The sequence below is a fragment of the Pseudolactococcus plantarum genome (assembly GCF_002441715.1).
In the GTDB taxonomy this organism is placed as follows: Bacteria; Bacillota; Bacilli; order Lactobacillales; family Streptococcaceae; genus Pseudolactococcus; species Pseudolactococcus plantarum.
Genome location: NZ_JXJX01000005.1, coordinates 58,553 through 75,124 on the forward strand (window position 1 = coordinate 58,553; position 16,572 = coordinate 75,124).

The window sequence follows — 16,572 nt, forward strand, 5'->3', positions numbered from 1 at the left end:
ATTAACATAATGTCAATAGCTCATATTTTCTTTACTATTTCCTTAATTTAACCCATCTGTAGATGAGCATGGCATACACGACCCCAATAAAGGGATAAACGTTAAGTTGTATTGATCCTAAACATAAGACACTTACCATCAAACACGTGGTTAATAGCATCATGATCCAGCCAATATGTGCCCAGACTTCTTGTTCTACTATTTTCCGTCGCTCATCTGTTAATCTTAAACGCGCAGCATTAAGCCGTTTTGGATTATTAAGTAGTCTAAACAACCAAATCAAATGCATTACTAAAGGTATACTACTACCAATAACCATACCATAAAATGTCGATGACAAACCGAATTGCCGATATACGACTAAATACATCACGAGTATAAGTAAAATTCTCAAAGGTAACCAAAGCAGTTGATACCTTTTATACCCCTCATCTGTCTTTATAGTCTTTTTTAATAAATACTTTAACATGACTAGACTCCTTTTCCTATACCTGATTTACTAAAGAAAATATCTTCTATAGTCGTATCGAAATACTGAGCTAATTTGTATGCTAAATTCAAAGACGCAGTATACTTTCCTTTTTCTAAAGAAATAATCGTTTGTCTTGTCACATCCATCTCCTCTGCCAATGCCTCTTGAGATATACCAGCAGCCATCCGATAAGTTTTTATCTTGTTCATCTCATCAGCACCTCCTGTATAGTAAACTTTACGTAAAGTTTACTATACTTTTTCTAACTTGTCAAGAGATCTTTAAATCATTCATAACTAAGACTCTATATTTTCATAAACAAAAAAAAGCAGATGCTTTCACACCTACTTCTTCAGTTAGCCAAGTATTCAATTAGCTTATTTTACTTCTTCAAAGTCACCATCGACAACATTATCATCTTTTGGTGCTTCACCACCAGCTTGTTCACCTGCTGCTTGTTGCTCAGCAGCTGCTTGCTCGTAAAGTTTGACTGCCAAAGCTTGTGCTTTTTCATTTAAAGCGTCAAGTTTTGTTTTCATGTCTTCAAGGTTATCAGATTCTTGTGCTGCTTTTAACTCATCAAGAGCTGCTTGCGCTGCATCACGTTCTGTATCGAATCCTTTACCTTCAGTTTCTTTGATTGTTTTTTCAGTTGCAAAGATTGTTGCATCTACTTCATTTTTAAGATCAACTTCCTCTTTACGTTTTGCATCAGCTTCTGCATTTGCTTCTGCATCTTTCATCATTTTATCGATTTCTTCATCAGACAAACCTGAGTTAGATTGGATAACGATTGTTTGCTCTTTATTTGTACCCATATCTTTTGCTTTAACAGATACGATACCATTTTTATCGATATCAAATGTTACTTCAATTTGTGGGATACCACGAGGTGCTGCTGGAATATCTGATAATTGGAAACGACCAAGCGTTTTATTATCAGCTGCCATTGGACGTTCACCTTGAAGGACATGGATATCTACTGCTGGTTGGTTATCAGCTGCAGTAGAGAATACTTGTGATTTAGATGTTGGAATTGTTGTATTACGATCAATTAATTTAGTGAATACACCACCCATTGTTTCAATACCTAGTGAAAGTGGCGTTACATCAAGTAAGACAACATCTTTCACATCACCAGTAATAACACCACCTTGGATAGCAGCACCCATGGCAACTACTTCATCAGGGTTAACTGATTTATTTGGTTCTTTGTTTGTTTCTTTCTTAACAGCTTCAACCACTGCAGGAATACGAGTTGATCCACCAACCAAGATAACCTCATCAATATCAGAAGCTGATAAACCAGCATCTGACAAAGCTTTACGAACTGGTGTTTTAGTACGTTCAACAAGGTCTGCAGTTAAATCATCGAATTTAGCACGTGTTAATGTTTCTTCTAAGTGAAGCGGTCCAGCTTCTCCAGCCGTGATAAATGGCAATGAGATTTGTGTAGATGACACACCTGATAAGTCTTTTTTAGCTTTTTCAGCAGCATCTTTCAAACGTTGCAAGGCCATTTTATCTTGTGATAGATCAATACCATTTGCAGCTTTGAATTGTGCAACCAAGTAATCAATTACTTTTTGGTCAAAGTCATCACCACCAAGATGGTTATCACCAGATGTTGACAATACTTCAAATACACCGTCACCAAGTTCAAGAACTGAAACGTCAAATGTACCACCACCAAGGTCAAATACTAAGATTTTTTCATCTTTATCTACTTTATCAAGACCATATGCAAGTGCTGCTGCAGTGGGTTCGTTGACGATACGTTCTACTTCTAGACCTGCAATTTTACCAGCATCTTTAGTTGCTTGACGTTGTGCATCGTTAAAGTAAGCTGGTACAGTGATAACCGCTTTTTCAACTTTTTCGCCTAAGTAATCTTCAGCAAAGCCTTTGAGGTATTGAAGAATCATAGCTGAAATTTCTTGTGGTGTGTAAGATTTTCCACCAGCTTCAACTTTATAATCAGTACCCATGTGACGTTTGATTGAGATGATTGTATCAGGGTTAGTTACCGCTTGACGTTTCGCCACTTCACCAACTTGGATTTCACCATTTTTGAAGGCTACTACAGACGGTGTCGTACGGTTTCCTTCTGGATTTGCAATAATTTTAGCTTCACCAGCTTCAAGAACTGAAACTGCAGAGTTTGTTGTACCTAAGTCAATACCAATAATTTTAGACATTATAATTACCCTCTTTTTTTATTTTTTTGTTTTAGTTATCATAGTTTAACGACATTTCGGTCGTTTTTTCAATAGTTCGATTTTAAACAGACGCTTCTGTGCTTATTGATAGATGCTTACCATAGCTGGGCGAAGATTACGCTCATGCAATTGGTAACCTTTTTGTAAAACTTGAGCGATTGTATCAGCAGGATGTTCATCATCTGCTGGAACAGTTTGCACTGACATATGGAAGTTTGGATCAAACTCGCCATCAACAGCCACTTCTGTTACACCTTCTTCTTTCAATGCATTTTGCAAGCTATCAAGTGTCATCTCAAGCCCCTTTTTCACATCTTCAGTTAATCCCTCAACAGCAAGTGCACGTTCCAAGTTATCTAAACTTGGTAAAATTTTACGTGCTAAATCTTGTGAGCGATATTTTAAAAGTGTTTGACGCTCCTCATTTGCACGACGCTGATTATTTTGCATCTCAGCATGTGCTTTCAGATATTTGTTTTCCATCTCATCTAGCTTAGCTTGTAACTCTGCTAACTCATCTATCTCAAGATCAACAACATCTTCAAGCACTGCTTCGTTTTCAACTTCTGTTGCTACTTCTTTTTCAAGCTCTTCTTTTTTCTTTTTCTTAGTCATAACTTCTCCATATATTTTGCTTATATCATTTCATAATGGTTACCATCAAGATATCGATAATAATCACTTAACTTCATGGTTAAGATTTTGGCGATAAGATCCATCGTAGAGACGACTTTCTGATAGTTGAGATCAACCGGACCCATCAGCGCCAGTGTGCCAAGTCCTCTATAAGGTACAACGAATTGTTGTGTCATTAAGGTTATATTTTTGGAAATTTGGTGATTTTCAACAAGTGTCGCATCAAACTTAACACTTCTGACCTCATCTTCAGAAACCATGTCACGTATCTCATGAACAATCGCTTCATCATCCATTAAAATCTTATACAAAGACACGACATCATCTGAGTATTCCAATAAATTCTGTCTACCTGCAGAGATAAGCGTTTCTTTAAATAAGACTTTGAACACATGATCAAAGAGTTGTAACACATCTGTCGTCACCGTAAAATATTTTTGTGTAACTTGTGGGATTTCCGTTAATAATGAATAATGAATATCCAATATTTTTTTCCCGACTAATCGGTCATCTGAAATGAATTTAAACTTCGTTAAATCATCCATCGTCATAGCACGAGGTAGCACAAATTGCATCGTTTTGACAATACCTGTATCAAGTGTCATCACAGCCATAGCAGAATGACTATCTAATTGTACAATGTCAAACTTAGATAAAACTTGATTTTTCATAGAGACGTTTAATACAAATCCAGAAAACCCTGTTAAATCTGCTAGAATTTGAGCGGCCTGTTGATAGAGAACATCAACTTTATAATACTCACCCTCAAATTCTTTCATAACCTGATAAACGTCATTGTTATCTAGCTTTCCAGGTTTTAAGAAATTTTCGACAAAGTATTTATAGCCAGTCACACTAGGTATCCGACCAGATGATGTATGCTCTTTCTTTATAAAGCCTAGCTCCTCTAGTGACATCATATCATTTCTAATCGTCGCACTAGATGCTTTAATCGATGACATCAAGGCTTTTGAGCCTACCGCTTTGTGTGTTTCTGTATATAGCGATATAATTAAGTTTAGAATTTGTTGCTGGCGTTTTGTTATCAAAATGAACACCTCACTTTTAGCACTCGTAGTTACTAAGTGCTAACTACACTTATTATTATATAATGCTATTAAACAATTGTCAAGAATAAAGCATGATTTTTTAGCACTCTTTATATTAGAGTGCTAATTCCATCAAACTTCTCACCTAGTCATCACCAAATAGTTCAAACACGTCAAGGTGCGCTATACTTTTCACGATTTTTATAGAAAGATTGCATATAGCTATACCCTTAACTAGAGGTCAGTCAATACAATGATAAGCAATAAAAAAACTCCCAACAGGGAGCATCTAGCTGTATATCACAACATTAGACAATGAGGCATTAATCTCATTAAATCAATCCACCAGATTTTGAAACGGTGAAAACATTATAAAAGCTAACGACCATCACAACAAATACAAACCATTCGGAACTATTTGCACCAGTTGACCAAGCATAATATACGAAATTACAGATCAAAATAAAAACGATAAAAAGTAACGCATAGATCGTAAATTTCCAAAATTTAGCAATCAAGATGATAAACGCAACAAGTACGATAACATACAAAAGGAACTGAACATTTGTCATACTATTACTATATTGTTCTTTAAGTGCCTCGATCGCTTTATAAATAGTATCATAGATAACTTGAAAAATTTGTAAATTAGGCAAAATATTTTGAATCATTTGCCAAGCCGAATAAATTAGTAACCCAAAGCTTGTGATAAATATAGCTGATGGAGATTTTCCTGAAAACATGGGGATTTTCCTACCTTGTAATAATTTAATAAGACTATTCTACCATAAATCACCTTGTTATATTGTCTTATACGTCAGATTACTTTAATAACTTCAAATATTGTTCTAAAGTCAAATGGTGTGCGGTCATATATTTAGCGTTTTCAACACCAACATAGCGAAAATGCCAGTCCTCATAACCAACACCTGTACTTGGCGTACCGTCTGCCGTAAATCTAAGGACAAACCCATAATTTGGTGCAATCTCAGCGACTTGTTTTGCAGTAGTCGATTCATTTAGGCTATCCACATCTGATAGGTCAATAGCAAGTCCCGTCTGGTGTTCAGACATACCTGCAGGTTGTGAATAGGTTTGAACTTTAGCTTCAGCTGCACTACGGTCTAAGGAAGGATCAGCTGCCATCTCTTGCTCGACATACTGATTATAAAGTGATGTTTGATAAGCGACACTACGGTATCCAGAGATAAAGTGTTCTGCTGGGTTAATTGCTTGTGCAGCAGCTAAGAATGCTTCTGCCGATTTTGCTATTCTGCTATCAACCTGTATATTTCCTATCTGTGTCAGTTCAGGATTCATTTCATCTTTTGGATGCTCACGGTTAACTAACACCATATCCCAGTCAGTCGTTTTACTGTTTGGAAGTGAGGCATCTTTTTTATCACTTGACTTCTCAGATTTAGTCGTCGATTTCGACTGACTTTGAGATGATTTTCCACTGTTTTTAGCTACCTGATTTGTAGATTCACTAGGTTTACCATGTCCTAATGTCGATAGGAAAAATATCAAGATACCAACAAAACCGACGATTAATATGAAAGCAGCAATCAAACGATCGTATCTTGGCGTTTTACGTCTTTTTCTTCGTGAAAGTTGACTACTGGGCATCTAAAATCTCCTGTCCTAAAGTTCTATAACTCATATCACCGATCTTACCGATTGTAAAATTACCATCTTGATAAGTCAGATGGGTAACTGATCCATTATCTAACGCTTGAAATCTAGGTTGACGGCTATCAATTAACTTAATAAATGTTGCTATCGTCAAACCATGGCTGACGATGACAATATTTTCAGCACCTTGTGCCTCAGCCGTTTTCGCTGCATCAAAAAAACCATCTAAAATACGTTTACTTAATACGTCCCAAGGCTCAGCCCAACCAGCTGTATCCACTTCAAGAATACCGTTTGCAATATCCTCATAAGTTAACTCACCCTCTGTTTTGCTACGATAAGCATCTGTGCGAGGTAAAACACCGCCAAATAGTTCACCATCATAACCACCATCTAAACTGCCGAAACACCACTCACGAATACGCTTATCCATCTCATAAGGGATGCCTTCATTCTCGGAATATTTTAAAATAAATCCAATGGTCTGAATCGTTCTGCCGCTATCTGATGAGAATGCTAAATCAAATTTGATATTTTTTGCAGCAAATCCAAGGCCTAATTCAGTCACACCAACCTCACCATCATGAGTTAATGGTGTGTCTGACCAACCTTGCGCACGGCCAATCGTATTAAACATCGTCTTGCCATGTCTGACTAAATAAATATTTACCATTGTACATCCCTCATCTTTTCAAAATTTTTTTATCGTAAGCACCTATCCAATCAAATGAAGATAAAGTGCTTATCCTTATTCACGCTATAAGTCTGCTCATAGTTAAGACATTAATTGTTAAACAGATTACGTCAATTTAATGTATGCATCTTTATTCTAACAAAAAAAAGCAGATTTCTCCACTTTTGATATAGTCTAACTCTTTAATTTTTAAAAGAATGAATCGGCGCAGGGATATGGCCACCTCTAGCAATAAAAGCTGCAGATGACTCCTTGTGAACTGCCATAACAGGTGCAGTACCTAATAATCCACCAAATTCGATTTGATCGCCCACTTTACCTTTAGGGATAACACGAACAGCTGTTGTTTTCATGTTAATGACACCAATAGCAGCTTCATCAGCAATCATAGCAGAAATCGTCGTTGCAGGTGTATCTCCAGGTACAGCAATCATATCCAAGCCAACACTACAGATAGCTGTCATCGCTTCTAGTTTTTCTAGATTTAGCACACCAGCATTAACTGCTGCAATCATGCCCTCATCTTCAGATACAGGAATAAAAGCACCAGATAGACCACCGACTTGGTTACAAGCCATGACACCACCTTTTTTCACTTGGTCATTTAAAAGGGCCAATGCAGCTGTTGTCCCGTGAGTCCCAACCATCTCTAGTCCCATCTCTTCAAGGATACGTGCTACTGAATCACCAACTGCTGGCGTTGGTGCTAAAGATAAATCAACGATACCAAACTCCACGCCAAGACGTTCAGAAGCCATTTTCCCAACAAGTTGTCCCATACGTGTGACTTTGAAGGCTGTCTTTTTGACAACTTCTGCAACCACATCAAATGATTCGCCGCGAACCTTTTCAAGCGCACGTTTTACCACACCAGGGCCAGACACACCGACATTAATCACCACATCTGCTTCACCTACACCATGAAAGGCACCAGCCATAAATGGATTGTCCTCAACAGCATTAGCAAACACGACAAGTTTAGCACAGCTCATATCGTCTAATTTTGATGCTTCTACAATGATTTCACCGATATCACGCACAGCATCCATGTTAATCCCAGTCTTAGTAGAGCCTACATTAACAGAACTACATACATAATCTGTAGCAGCAAGTGCTTTAGGTAAAGAGTCTATCAAAATTTTATCGCCTTTTTGATAGCCTTTTTGAGCTAAAGCTGTAAAGCCACCGATAAAATCAATACCAATTGTTTTGGCTGCTTTATCTAGCGCTAGTGCAAACGGTGTGTAGTCAGTAGCATCAGTTGCTGCACCAATAATTGAGATTGGTGTCACACTAACACGTTTGTTGATAATTGGAATCCCTAACTCGTCCCCAATCATATCTCCAACGTTTACTAAATCTTTAGCCTTAGTTGTAATTTTTTGATAGATTTTTTCACATGCACGCTCAATATCGCTATCGATACAGTCAAGCAGAGAAATCCCCATCGTAATTGTTCGTATGTCTAAGTTTTCTTCTTCGATCATACGAATCGTTTCAAGAATCTGCGTTTGTTTCATCAGGTTACCTTTCTTAAGATAATAGCTAGTCATATCATAGGCGAATGCTGGTTTACATGCAAAAACATCTATCTATAACAGCTATCCGTTTCAACGTCGTTGTATTTAATTCATGATCGCTTATAGTTGGTGCATTGCTTCAAAAATAGCTTCATTCATGATTTTAATATCAACTTTCAAGGACACACCTAATGCTTCTAAATTTGAACGAATATCAGAAAATGAAGCTGTATTATCAATCTCAACAACCATATTCATCGTAAAAAAGCCATCCATAATTGTTTGTGAGATATCAATAATATTTATCTCAAGCTCTGCCAAACGTGTAGAAACTCCAGCTACAATCCCTGTTTTATCTTGTCCAATAACCGTTACAATCGCGCGCATTTGATCTCCTTAATTTTATTATCATATAATAGTTAATATGTATTATATCACAAAAACTACCCTTATAGATAGGTCTCTTGCTAATACTTTTGTCATTAAACCTAAGCTATATTGTTTATCATTATTTATTTTTAGAACATATTAGCTTAGTCAGCGCAAACCTATAAGGTGTGTTATTTGTTATCTTGAGACTTAAAAACACGACGAATCTTATCGTGTTTTTTGTGATGATCATTCAATATGGCTAGCATTGTGCCACTTCAAATACCCGCCATAGGAGCATACTCTTTAATCAAAGCTTCTGCACATTTTAGGCCATCGATAGCAGCTGAAACAATCCCACCTGCAAATCCTGCACCTTCACCGCTTGGGTAAATCCCTTTTGTTGAGACGGATTGAAAGGTGTTCTCATCTCGATTTATCCTTAAAGGAGATGATGAGCGAGACTCCACACCTGTCATTACGGCGTCTAGCATGGCAAACCCATGCAATTTCTTATCAAGCCCTAATAATCCATCTTTTAAGGCATCTGAAATATAGTCTGGAAAGAGCGCAGTTAAATCCGTTGGCTTAACGCCTAAGGCATAACTTGGCGTCACAGTACCCATCTCTTTAGACGGTTGTCCCTTAAGAAAATCACCTACTAACTGTGCAGGCGCTTGATAGGTCCCCCCTCCTAATTCAAAGGCTTTCTTTTCCAGCTCTCTCTGAAATTCAATACCAGCTAGTGGATGATCACTAGCAAAATCTGAAGGAAAAACTTGGACTAAAAGACCACTATTGGCATTTTGTTGATTTCTAGCATGCTCACTCATCCCGTTTGTGACTAGGTATCCTGTTTCTGAAGCTGAAGGGACGACAAGACCTCCTGGACACATACAAAACGTATAAACCCCGCGGCCATTTTTTGCCTTGTGCGTTAATCTATATTCTGCTGCACCTAATCTTTTATGTCCGGCAAACTCCTTATACTGTGCCTTATCGATCACAGCTTGAGGATGCTCCACTCGAACACCTACCGCAAAAGGTTTAGCGGTCATCATCACTCCCGCCTCATAGAGTTCACCAAACGTATCTCTAGCGCTATGGCCTATGGCAAAAATGGCTTGCTGTACGTCAATCACCTCACCAGTACTTAACGTTAAGCTCTTCAACTGCTGTTGTTCAAGATTAACCTGTTTAACCTGTGTATCAAATCTAACTTCACCACCTAGTTTGATGATTTCTTTACGAATATTTTTGACAATATCTCTTAACAAATCTGTACCAACATGTGGGTGAGCTTTATATAGGATTTCTTCTGGTGCACCAGCATTTACCAACTCAGTTAATACTTTTCGACCACGTAAATCCTTGACACGACTGGTCAGCTTGCCATCTGAAAATGTACCCGCACCACCTTCACCAAATTGAACATTTGATTTTGGATTTAACTTACCCTTTTGCCAAAAAGCATCGATTGATTGCACACGTTCATCGACTGCCTCACCACGTTCTAAAACAAGTGGCTTATACCCCATCTGTGCCAGTAACAAAGCAGCATACATCCCTGCGGGACCAAAGCCAACCACAACTGGTCTAGAGGTAAGCTGTTTAACTCCTTTTTGGGGATTTTGATAAGCTAATTCTGGTGTCAAAGCAACATGTTTAAACTTTCCTGTTAAAAATTTATGCTCATCTACTACGGTGATATCCACAGTATAGATAAAATTTATCTCACCCCGTTTTCTAGCATCTATAGACTCTTTGTAAATGCTTAAAGACAAGATATCTTTGGGCTTCATTTTTAGTTTTTTAGCTACTTGTAACTTAACAGCTGATACGTCATCTTGGATGGATAGTTTGATTTGTGTAATTCTAAGCATGCGTCTCTTTCTTTTAACCTTAGCCTAAGCACAGATTGTTCAATGATTTACTATTAATGCTATTATAACATAACAAAAAAACGCTTGAACGCGTTTTTTAATATTTTCTAAATCTTTGATAACGTGCTTCTAGTAATGCTTCACTAGAAAGTTCAGATAAAATAGCTAGTTCAGAGATCAATGCTGCTTTAAGTTCAGCAATAGTATCCTCTTCTGAAATCACTTTATCGACAACACCATTTTCAAGTAAGTGTTTTGAGGTAATTTTTAATAACTCTGCAGCTTCGGGTGCTCTTGATGAGTCTTTCCAAAGAATTGTTGCAAAGCCTTCAGGAGATAGGATGCTGTACATGGCGTTTTCCAACATCCACACACGATCTCCCACTGCTAAGGCAAGTGCTCCACCAGAACCACCCTCACCATTCACAATAGCGATGATTGGTACATTAAGATCACTCATCTCAAAGAGATTTTTAGCAATCGCCTCACCCTGACCTCGTTCTTCAGCACCAGAACCTGGAAAGGCTCCAGCCGTATTGATAAAGGTAATAATTGGTCTACCAAACTTTTCTGCTTGTTTCATCAAGCGTAAAGCTTTGCGATAGCCTTCAGGATGTGGCTGACCAAAATTACGATCAAGATTATCTTGCAGGCTTTTTCCTTTTTGAATCCCAATCACTGTCACAGCTCGACCATCAAGACTTGCAATACCACCTACGATTGCACCATCGTCTCGAAAATTACGATCACCATGAAACTCTATAAAGTCATCAAATACTTCTCTAGCATAATCAAGTGTTGTTAAACGGTCTTGACTTCTCGCTAATTGCACGATCTTATTGGCACTATTAGGCATTTTCTTGTCCTCCTTTAGTAGGCTTAGTATGGAGTTTTAAAATTTGGCCAATAACACCTGATAGTTCAGTACGTTTGACAATCTTATCTATAAAGCCGTGTGCTAGTAAAAATTCTGCCTTTTGGAAATCCTCAGGTAATTTTTCTCTAACTGTCTGCTCAATCACACGACGTCCAGCAAACCCGATTAGGGTTTGTGGTTCTGCTAATATAATATCACCCAACATCGCAAAAGAAGCCGTAACACCACCTGTTGTAGGATCAGTCAACACTGTGATGTACAATAACCCAGCATTGCTATGACGTTTAGCAGCAGCTGATATTTTTGCCATCTGCATCAAGCTCATGATACCTTCTTGCATCCGTGCACCACCAGATGCCGTAAAAATCACAACTGGCAGTTTTTCTTGTGTGGCATGCTCAAACAATCTCGTGATTTTTTCACCAACAACAGTTCCCATAGATGCGATGATAAAATTAGCATCCATGATCCCAATCGCTATTTTTTGCCCTTCAATCGTTGCAACACCAGTTAAAACAGCCTCATCAAGACCTGTTTGTGCTTTAGCTGCTGCTAATTTTTCAGGATAGCCAGGAAACTGCAACGGATCTGTTGAGTCGATACCTGTAAACAATTCTGTAAATGAATCCGCATCTACAACAATATTTAAGCGCTCAAACGCAGAGATTCTAAAGTTATAAGCACAAAATGGACAAACTTTTTCAACACCTAGATCTTTGGTATAGATCGTGTGTTTACAGCCAGGACATTTAGCAAATAATTCATCTGGAATTTCTGGTGTTACTGTGCGTTCGTTACTTCTAGAGCGATTGGGATTGATGCGAATATATTTACTTTTTTTACTAAATAAAGCCATAATCTATTATCAATCCTCTTTTTTCAAATATGTTGGTAAGAATACTTCTCCTAGAAATGCAGTATCGTAATCTCCTGCAACAACTTGTTTATCACATATTAAATCTAACTGAAATTCAGCATTAGTATGCACGCCTTCTACTTCAAGTTCAAAAAGCGCACGTTGCATTTTCATCAAAGCCTCAAAACGATTTTCACCATGAACGATGATTTTTGCAATCATACTATCATAATATGGCGGTATCGTATAGCCTTGATACATAGCTGAGTCAACACGAAGACCCACACCCCCAGAAGGTAGGTATAAATCAGTAATTTTACCTGGACTTGGCGCAAAATTGAATTTAGGATTTTCAGCGTTAATCCGACACTCAATCGCATGACCACTAATTTTAATATCATCTTGTGTAAAGTCTAGTGCTTCACCTGCTGCAATCTTAATTTGATTTTTAACGATATCTACATTCGTTACAAATTCAGTGACAGGATGCTCAACCTGCACACGTGTATTCATTTCCATGAAATAAAACTGACCAGACGTTTCATCAAGTAAGAATTCAATCGTTCCAGCATTTTCATAGCCAACGTATTTAGCGGCAGCAACGGCTGCTTCTCCGATTTGAGCACGTAGTGTATGACCAATCGCTATCGATGGCGCTTCTTCTAACACTTTTTGATTATTACGCTGTAAAGAACAATCACGTTCACCAAGGTGAACAACGTGACCATATTCATCAGCTAAAATCTGTACTTCAATGTGTCTAGCAGGATAGATAACACGTTCCATATACATGGCACCATTACCAAACGCTGCTTGGGCTTCAGCTTGGGCAGATGAAAAATTCGGTACCAATTCTTCTTGAGAATTAACCTTACGAATCCCTTTTCCCCCACCACCAGCTGATGCTTTCAACATCACTGGATAGCCGATTTTTTGTGCCACTTCAAGTGCTTGTGTCGCATCAAAAATTTCACCATCTGAACCTGGAATAACAGGTACATTTGCAGCAATCATCTGTTCACGTGCGTTGATTTTATCACCCATCGTATCCATAACATGTGCTGATGGACCGATAAATTTAACACCAACTTCTTCACATAAATTAGCAAATTTTGAGTTCTCACTCAAAAAGCCAAACCCAGGATGAATTGCTTCAGCGCCTAAAGTGACAGCAGCAGATATAATTTGATGCATGTTTAGATAAGACTCTGTCGCTTTTGCTGGACCAATACAGACTGATTCATCAGCGATTAATGTATGCAGGGCATCACGATCTGCTTCTGAATACACGGCAACAGTTTGGATACCTAATTCACGTGCTGCTCGGATAATACGTACAGCAATTTCACCACGGTTGGCGATTAATATTTTTTTAAACATTTCATTACCCTTTAATTTACTCGCCGATAGCAAAAGTTAACGTACCTTTTGCGGCTAACTTGCCATCCACTGTCGCTTTTGCTTCTACGACAGCAATAGGACCACGACGTTTAATAAATTTAGCATGCAAGATGAGTTGGTCTCCCGGTACAACTTGCTTTTTAAATTTTACACCGTCCATACCAGCATAAAATACTAATTTGCCTTTGTTTTCGGGTCTTGATAACTCTAAAACACCTGCTGCTTGAGCTAGGGCTTCCATGATCAAAACACCTGGCATGACAGGATATTCCGGAAAATGACCATTGAAAAATGGTTCATTAATCGTGACATTTTTCAAGGCTGTAATCTCATCCTCTGAATGTGTCAATACCCGATCAACAAGTAGCATAGGGTAGCGATGAGGTAAGGCTTCCTTTATTTGATTAATATCAATCATTTAATTCGAACCAATTCCTCTCCATACTCAACCATTGCTTCAGGTGATACGATGATCTCTGTCACAACGCCATCTTTTGGTGCTGGAATTTCATTCATAACTTTCATCGCTTCAATGATCAATAAAGTTTGACCTTTTTTAACTGAATCACCAACGCTTATAAAATCAGATTTATCAGGTGCCGGTTTAAGGTATGCAACACCCACGAGTGGACTTGTTACCACTTCGCCTTCAGCAACTTCAGGAGCTGCCTCACTAGCGACTGTTTCTGTAGCCGCTACTACTGACTCTGTTACTTGTGCTTGAGACACTTCAGGTGCGATAGCTGGAGCACTTGCAACTGTAGTTGGTGCTGCTGATGCTACTTGGCTACCAGTGTTTTTAGAAAAAGATAGGTTAAATTCTGACGTTGCGTAAGAAAAATCACGTAATGTAGACCCATCAAATTGCGTCATTAACGCTTTGACTTCATTAATTTGTAAAGACATGTTGCTTTATTCACCTTCCCATTTCTTAAGTGCAATTACGGCATTATGACCACCAAAACCAAAAGAATTTGAAATGGCATAGTTAATGTCATGTTTTTTACCTTCGCCCAGTACAACATTGATCAAGCTAGTATTTTCATCTAGTTCAGTTGTCCCAGCATTAACAGGTGCATATTGATTTTGGATCGCTTGTAAAGTCGCAATCGCTTCAAGTCCACCAGCTGCACCAAGTGCGTGACCAGTTAATGCCTTAGTAGAAGATACTAAAACATTTTCATCATCTCCAAATACACTATGAATGGCAAGTGCTTCACCTTTTTCATTTGCTTGTGTTGATGTACCGTGTGCGTTGATATAACCTACATCACTTGGCTGAATACCAGCTTCAGCTAGTGCGAGTTTCATAGCTTTGGCAGCACCAGAACCTTCTGGAAGTGGTGTTGTCATATGGTGCGCATCATTAGTAGACCCATACCCTACAATCTCAGCTATAATAGTTGCACCACGTTTTTGTGCATGTTCAAGACTTTCAAGTACCAAAATACCTGATCCTTCACCCAAAACAAACCCTGAACGATCTTTATCAAATGGGATTGAGGCACGTTTTGGATCTGTTTCTTTTGTTAGGGCTGTTAAGTTAGCAAAACCACCAACACCTAATTCACAGACTGCTGCTTCTGTACCACCAGCTAACATAATATCTGCATAGCCATGTTTGATTTCATGAAAAGCAGATCCGATCGCATTTGTACCAGCAGCACATGCTGTAACCTCAGCACGACTGATCCCGTTAGCTCTCACGCGTAACGCAACATTTCCTGTCGCCATATTTGCGATAGAAAGAGGAACAAAAAGCGGGGCAATACGTTTTGGTCCACGAGTTGCTAATCTAGCACCTTGCTCTTGGATTACAGGTAAACCACCGATACCAGAACCGATAATTGCACCAAAACGATCATGATCAAGCGCGTTATCTTCTGGATCAATCCCAGCCATATCTAACGCCTCTAAAGCTGCATAAATAGCATAGATACTAAATGTATCCATTCGTTTTTTGTCTTTATGAACAAAGTATTTGTCATAAGGAAAATCTTTGACTTCTCCAGCTACTGTAATACCAGTTTCTGTAGCATCAAATTTTTGAATGACATCTATCCCACTGTTCCCAGCTTCAAGATTTGTCCAGAACGCTTCAGGGGTATTGCCAATTGGTGATGTGATCCCATAACCTGTGATAACGACACGATTTGTCATATTATTTACTCCTCAATTCATCTATAGCGATAATTTTTTACTTAATATTATTTATTGTTTACTGCATCGTTAAACCACCATCGATGGCGATTGTTTGACCTGTGATATACTCTTGGCTTGCAAGAAAGACTGCAGTAGTAGCGATTTCTTCAGTGTTACCAAAACGTTTCATTGGAATTTGTGCTTTCATAGCATCTTTGACTTTATCAGATAAGACATCTGTCATATCGCTTTCGACAAAGCCAGGTGCAATTGCATTTACACGAATGTTACGGCCAGCAACTTCACGTGCGACTGACTTAGTAAGCCCAATCAAGCCTGCTTTTGATGCTGCGTAGTTTGCTTGTCCAATATTGCCCATCAAGCCTACGACAGATGTCATATTAATAATCGCGCCTTGACGTGCTTTCGACATCGGCTTCAAGACTGCTTGAGTCATGTTAAAGGCACCAGTTAGATTGATTTTTAATACTTTTTCAAAATCATCAGCCGTCATTTTAAGCATGAGTTTGTCAGCTGTGATGCCTGCATTGTTGATTAAGATATCTACACTGCCTAAAGCTTCTGTAGCTGCTTCAATCATACGTTTTGCATCCGCAGCATCGCTCACGTCACCAGAAATAGCTGCCACTTTGACACCATATTGGTCAAAACTAGCTAATACCTCCGCTGAAACTTCTGAGCGACCATTGAGCACAACATTTGCCCCAATAGCTGCAAAATGATGTGCAATAGCTAACCCAATACCACGTGTAGAGCCTGTAATAAAGACGTTTTTATTTTTAATTTCCATTTATAGTT

Annotated in this window: 18 protein-coding genes; all 18 read right to left on the reverse strand. The window is 38.4% G+C overall.

What is annotated here, in order from left to right:
• Window positions 1-34: 34 nt before the first annotated feature.
• The 18 genes from RU87_RS03940 to fabG all read right to left on the reverse strand — a co-directional run bounded on the left by RU87_RS03940 (window position 35) and on the right by fabG (window position 16,564).
• A complete protein-coding gene (locus RU87_RS03940; RefSeq protein WP_068161441.1) occupies window positions 35-469 on the reverse strand; it encodes a hypothetical protein in 435 nt (144 codons plus the stop codon).
• Between the two features lie 2 nt (window positions 470-471).
• The gene (locus tag RU87_RS03945) at window positions 472-681 is read right to left on the reverse strand and encodes a helix-turn-helix transcriptional regulator (RefSeq protein WP_068161436.1); all 210 of its coding nucleotides are present in this window, start codon (window positions 679-681) and stop codon (window positions 472-474) included.
• Between the two features lie 168 nt (window positions 682-849).
• Entirely contained in the window at window positions 850-2,670 is a 1,821-nt protein-coding gene (gene dnaK / locus RU87_RS03950) for a molecular chaperone DnaK (protein ID WP_068161433.1), read from the reverse strand.
• A gap of 102 nt (window positions 2,671-2,772) precedes the next feature.
• Window positions 2,773-3,306: a nucleotide exchange factor GrpE gene (grpE, locus tag RU87_RS03955; protein WP_068161431.1), complete on the reverse strand. Its 534-nt coding sequence runs from the start codon at window positions 3,304-3,306 to the stop codon at window positions 2,773-2,775.
• Between the two features lie 20 nt (window positions 3,307-3,326).
• Window positions 3,327-4,376, reverse strand: coding sequence for a heat-inducible transcriptional repressor HrcA (gene hrcA / locus RU87_RS03960; RefSeq protein ID WP_068161428.1), 1,050 nt, complete (start codon window positions 4,374-4,376; stop codon window positions 3,327-3,329).
• Between the two features lie 332 nt (window positions 4,377-4,708).
• Complete coding sequence (locus RU87_RS03965; RefSeq protein WP_068161425.1) at window positions 4,709-5,119, reverse strand: hypothetical protein; 411 nt, start codon at window positions 5,117-5,119, stop codon at window positions 4,709-4,711.
• A gap of 79 nt (window positions 5,120-5,198) precedes the next feature.
• Entirely contained in the window at window positions 5,199-6,005 is an 807-nt protein-coding gene (locus tag RU87_RS03970; protein ID WP_068161422.1) for a M15 family metallopeptidase, read from the reverse strand.
• Window positions 5,995-6,684, reverse strand: a complete 690-nt coding sequence (locus tag RU87_RS03975) for a histidine phosphatase family protein (RefSeq protein ID WP_068161419.1) — start codon at window positions 6,682-6,684, stop codon at window positions 5,995-5,997. Before RU87_RS03975 ends, RU87_RS03970 begins: the two co-directional genes overlap by 11 nt.
• 203 nt (window positions 6,685-6,887) lie before the next feature.
• Complete coding sequence (locus RU87_RS03980; protein WP_068161412.1) at window positions 6,888-8,225, reverse strand: PFL family protein; 1,338 nt, start codon at window positions 8,223-8,225, stop codon at window positions 6,888-6,890.
• 120 nt (window positions 8,226-8,345) lie between these two features.
• Window positions 8,346-8,612, reverse strand: coding sequence for an ACT domain-containing protein (locus tag RU87_RS03985; protein WP_068161408.1), 267 nt, complete (start codon window positions 8,610-8,612; stop codon window positions 8,346-8,348).
• A gap of 260 nt (window positions 8,613-8,872) precedes the next feature.
• Window positions 8,873-10,477 (reverse strand): NAD(P)/FAD-dependent oxidoreductase, encoded by a 1,605-nt coding sequence (locus tag RU87_RS03990; protein WP_068161405.1) that lies wholly within the window; start codon window positions 10,475-10,477, stop codon window positions 8,873-8,875.
• 97 nt (window positions 10,478-10,574) lie between these two features.
• Window positions 10,575-11,333: an acetyl-CoA carboxylase carboxyl transferase subunit alpha gene (locus tag RU87_RS03995; protein ID WP_068161403.1), complete on the reverse strand. Its 759-nt coding sequence runs from the start codon at window positions 11,331-11,333 to the stop codon at window positions 10,575-10,577.
• On the reverse strand, window positions 11,326-12,210 hold the full coding sequence (accD, locus tag RU87_RS04000) for an acetyl-CoA carboxylase, carboxyltransferase subunit beta (RefSeq protein ID WP_068161400.1): 885 nt from the start codon (window positions 12,208-12,210) through the stop codon (window positions 11,326-11,328). The genes RU87_RS03995 and accD overlap by 8 nt, the downstream gene beginning before the upstream one ends.
• Before the next feature lie 9 nt (window positions 12,211-12,219).
• Complete coding sequence (gene accC / locus RU87_RS04005; protein WP_068161398.1) at window positions 12,220-13,590, reverse strand: acetyl-CoA carboxylase biotin carboxylase subunit; 1,371 nt, start codon at window positions 13,588-13,590, stop codon at window positions 12,220-12,222.
• A 16-nt stretch (window positions 13,591-13,606) separates the two neighbouring features.
• A complete protein-coding gene (fabZ, locus tag RU87_RS04010) occupies window positions 13,607-14,029 on the reverse strand; it encodes a 3-hydroxyacyl-ACP dehydratase FabZ (protein WP_068161393.1) in 423 nt (140 codons plus the stop codon).
• Window positions 14,026-14,517 carry an acetyl-CoA carboxylase biotin carboxyl carrier protein gene (gene accB / locus RU87_RS04015; RefSeq protein WP_068161390.1) on the reverse strand — a complete coding sequence of 164 codons (492 nt, stop codon included), beginning with the start codon at window positions 14,515-14,517 and terminating at the stop codon, window positions 14,026-14,028. Before accB ends, fabZ begins: the two co-directional genes overlap by 4 nt.
• Before the next feature lie 6 nt (window positions 14,518-14,523).
• Window positions 14,524-15,771, reverse strand: coding sequence for a beta-ketoacyl-ACP synthase II (fabF, locus tag RU87_RS04020; RefSeq protein WP_068161387.1), 1,248 nt, complete (start codon window positions 15,769-15,771; stop codon window positions 14,524-14,526).
• 58 nt (window positions 15,772-15,829) lie between these two features.
• Window positions 15,830-16,564 carry a 3-oxoacyl-[acyl-carrier-protein] reductase gene (gene fabG, locus RU87_RS04025; protein ID WP_068161383.1) on the reverse strand — a complete coding sequence of 245 codons (735 nt, stop codon included), beginning with the start codon at window positions 16,562-16,564 and terminating at the stop codon, window positions 15,830-15,832.
• Window positions 16,565-16,572: the final 8 nt, after the last annotated feature.

Coding starts and splice junctions, on each gene's coding strand:
- RU87_RS03940 (WP_068161441.1), bottom strand. CDS start 469: ATGTTAAAGTATTTATTAAAAAAGACTATAAAGACAGATGAGGGGTAT.
- RU87_RS03945 (WP_068161436.1), bottom strand. CDS start 681: ATGAACAAGATAAAAACTTATCGGATGGCTGCTGGTATATCTCAAGAG.
- dnaK (WP_068161433.1), bottom strand. CDS start 2,670: ATGTCTAAAATTATTGGTATTGACTTAGGTACAACAAACTCTGCAGTT.
- grpE (WP_068161431.1), bottom strand. CDS start 3,306: ATGACTAAGAAAAAGAAAAAAGAAGAGCTTGAAAAAGAAGTAGCAACA.
- RU87_RS03965 (WP_068161425.1), bottom strand. CDS start 5,119: ATGTTTTCAGGAAAATCTCCATCAGCTATATTTATCACAAGCTTTGGG.
- RU87_RS03970 (WP_068161422.1), bottom strand. CDS start 6,005: ATGCCCAGTAGTCAACTTTCACGAAGAAAAAGACGTAAAACGCCAAGA.
- RU87_RS03975 (WP_068161419.1), bottom strand. CDS start 6,684: ATGGTAAATATTTATTTAGTCAGACATGGCAAGACGATGTTTAATACG.
- RU87_RS03980 (WP_068161412.1), bottom strand. CDS start 8,225: ATGAAACAAACGCAGATTCTTGAAACGATTCGTATGATCGAAGAAGAA.
- RU87_RS03985 (WP_068161408.1), bottom strand. CDS start 8,612: ATGCGCGCGATTGTAACGGTTATTGGACAAGATAAAACAGGGATTGTA.
- RU87_RS03990 (WP_068161405.1), bottom strand. CDS start 10,477: ATGCTTAGAATTACACAAATCAAACTATCCATCCAAGATGACGTATCA.
- RU87_RS03995 (WP_068161403.1), bottom strand. CDS start 11,333: ATGCCTAATAGTGCCAATAAGATCGTGCAATTAGCGAGAAGTCAAGAC.
- accD (WP_068161400.1), bottom strand. CDS start 12,210: ATGGCTTTATTTAGTAAAAAAAGTAAATATATTCGCATCAATCCCAAT.
- accC (WP_068161398.1), bottom strand. CDS start 13,590: ATGTTTAAAAAAATATTAATCGCCAACCGTGGTGAAATTGCTGTACGT.
- fabZ (WP_068161393.1), bottom strand. CDS start 14,029: ATGATTGATATTAATCAAATAAAGGAAGCCTTACCTCATCGCTACCCT.
- accB (WP_068161390.1), bottom strand. CDS start 14,517: ATGTCTTTACAAATTAATGAAGTCAAAGCGTTAATGACGCAATTTGAT.
- fabF (WP_068161387.1), bottom strand. CDS start 15,771: ATGACAAATCGTGTCGTTATCACAGGTTATGGGATCACATCACCAATT.
- fabG (WP_068161383.1), bottom strand. CDS start 16,564: ATGGAAATTAAAAATAAAAACGTCTTTATTACAGGCTCTACACGTGGT.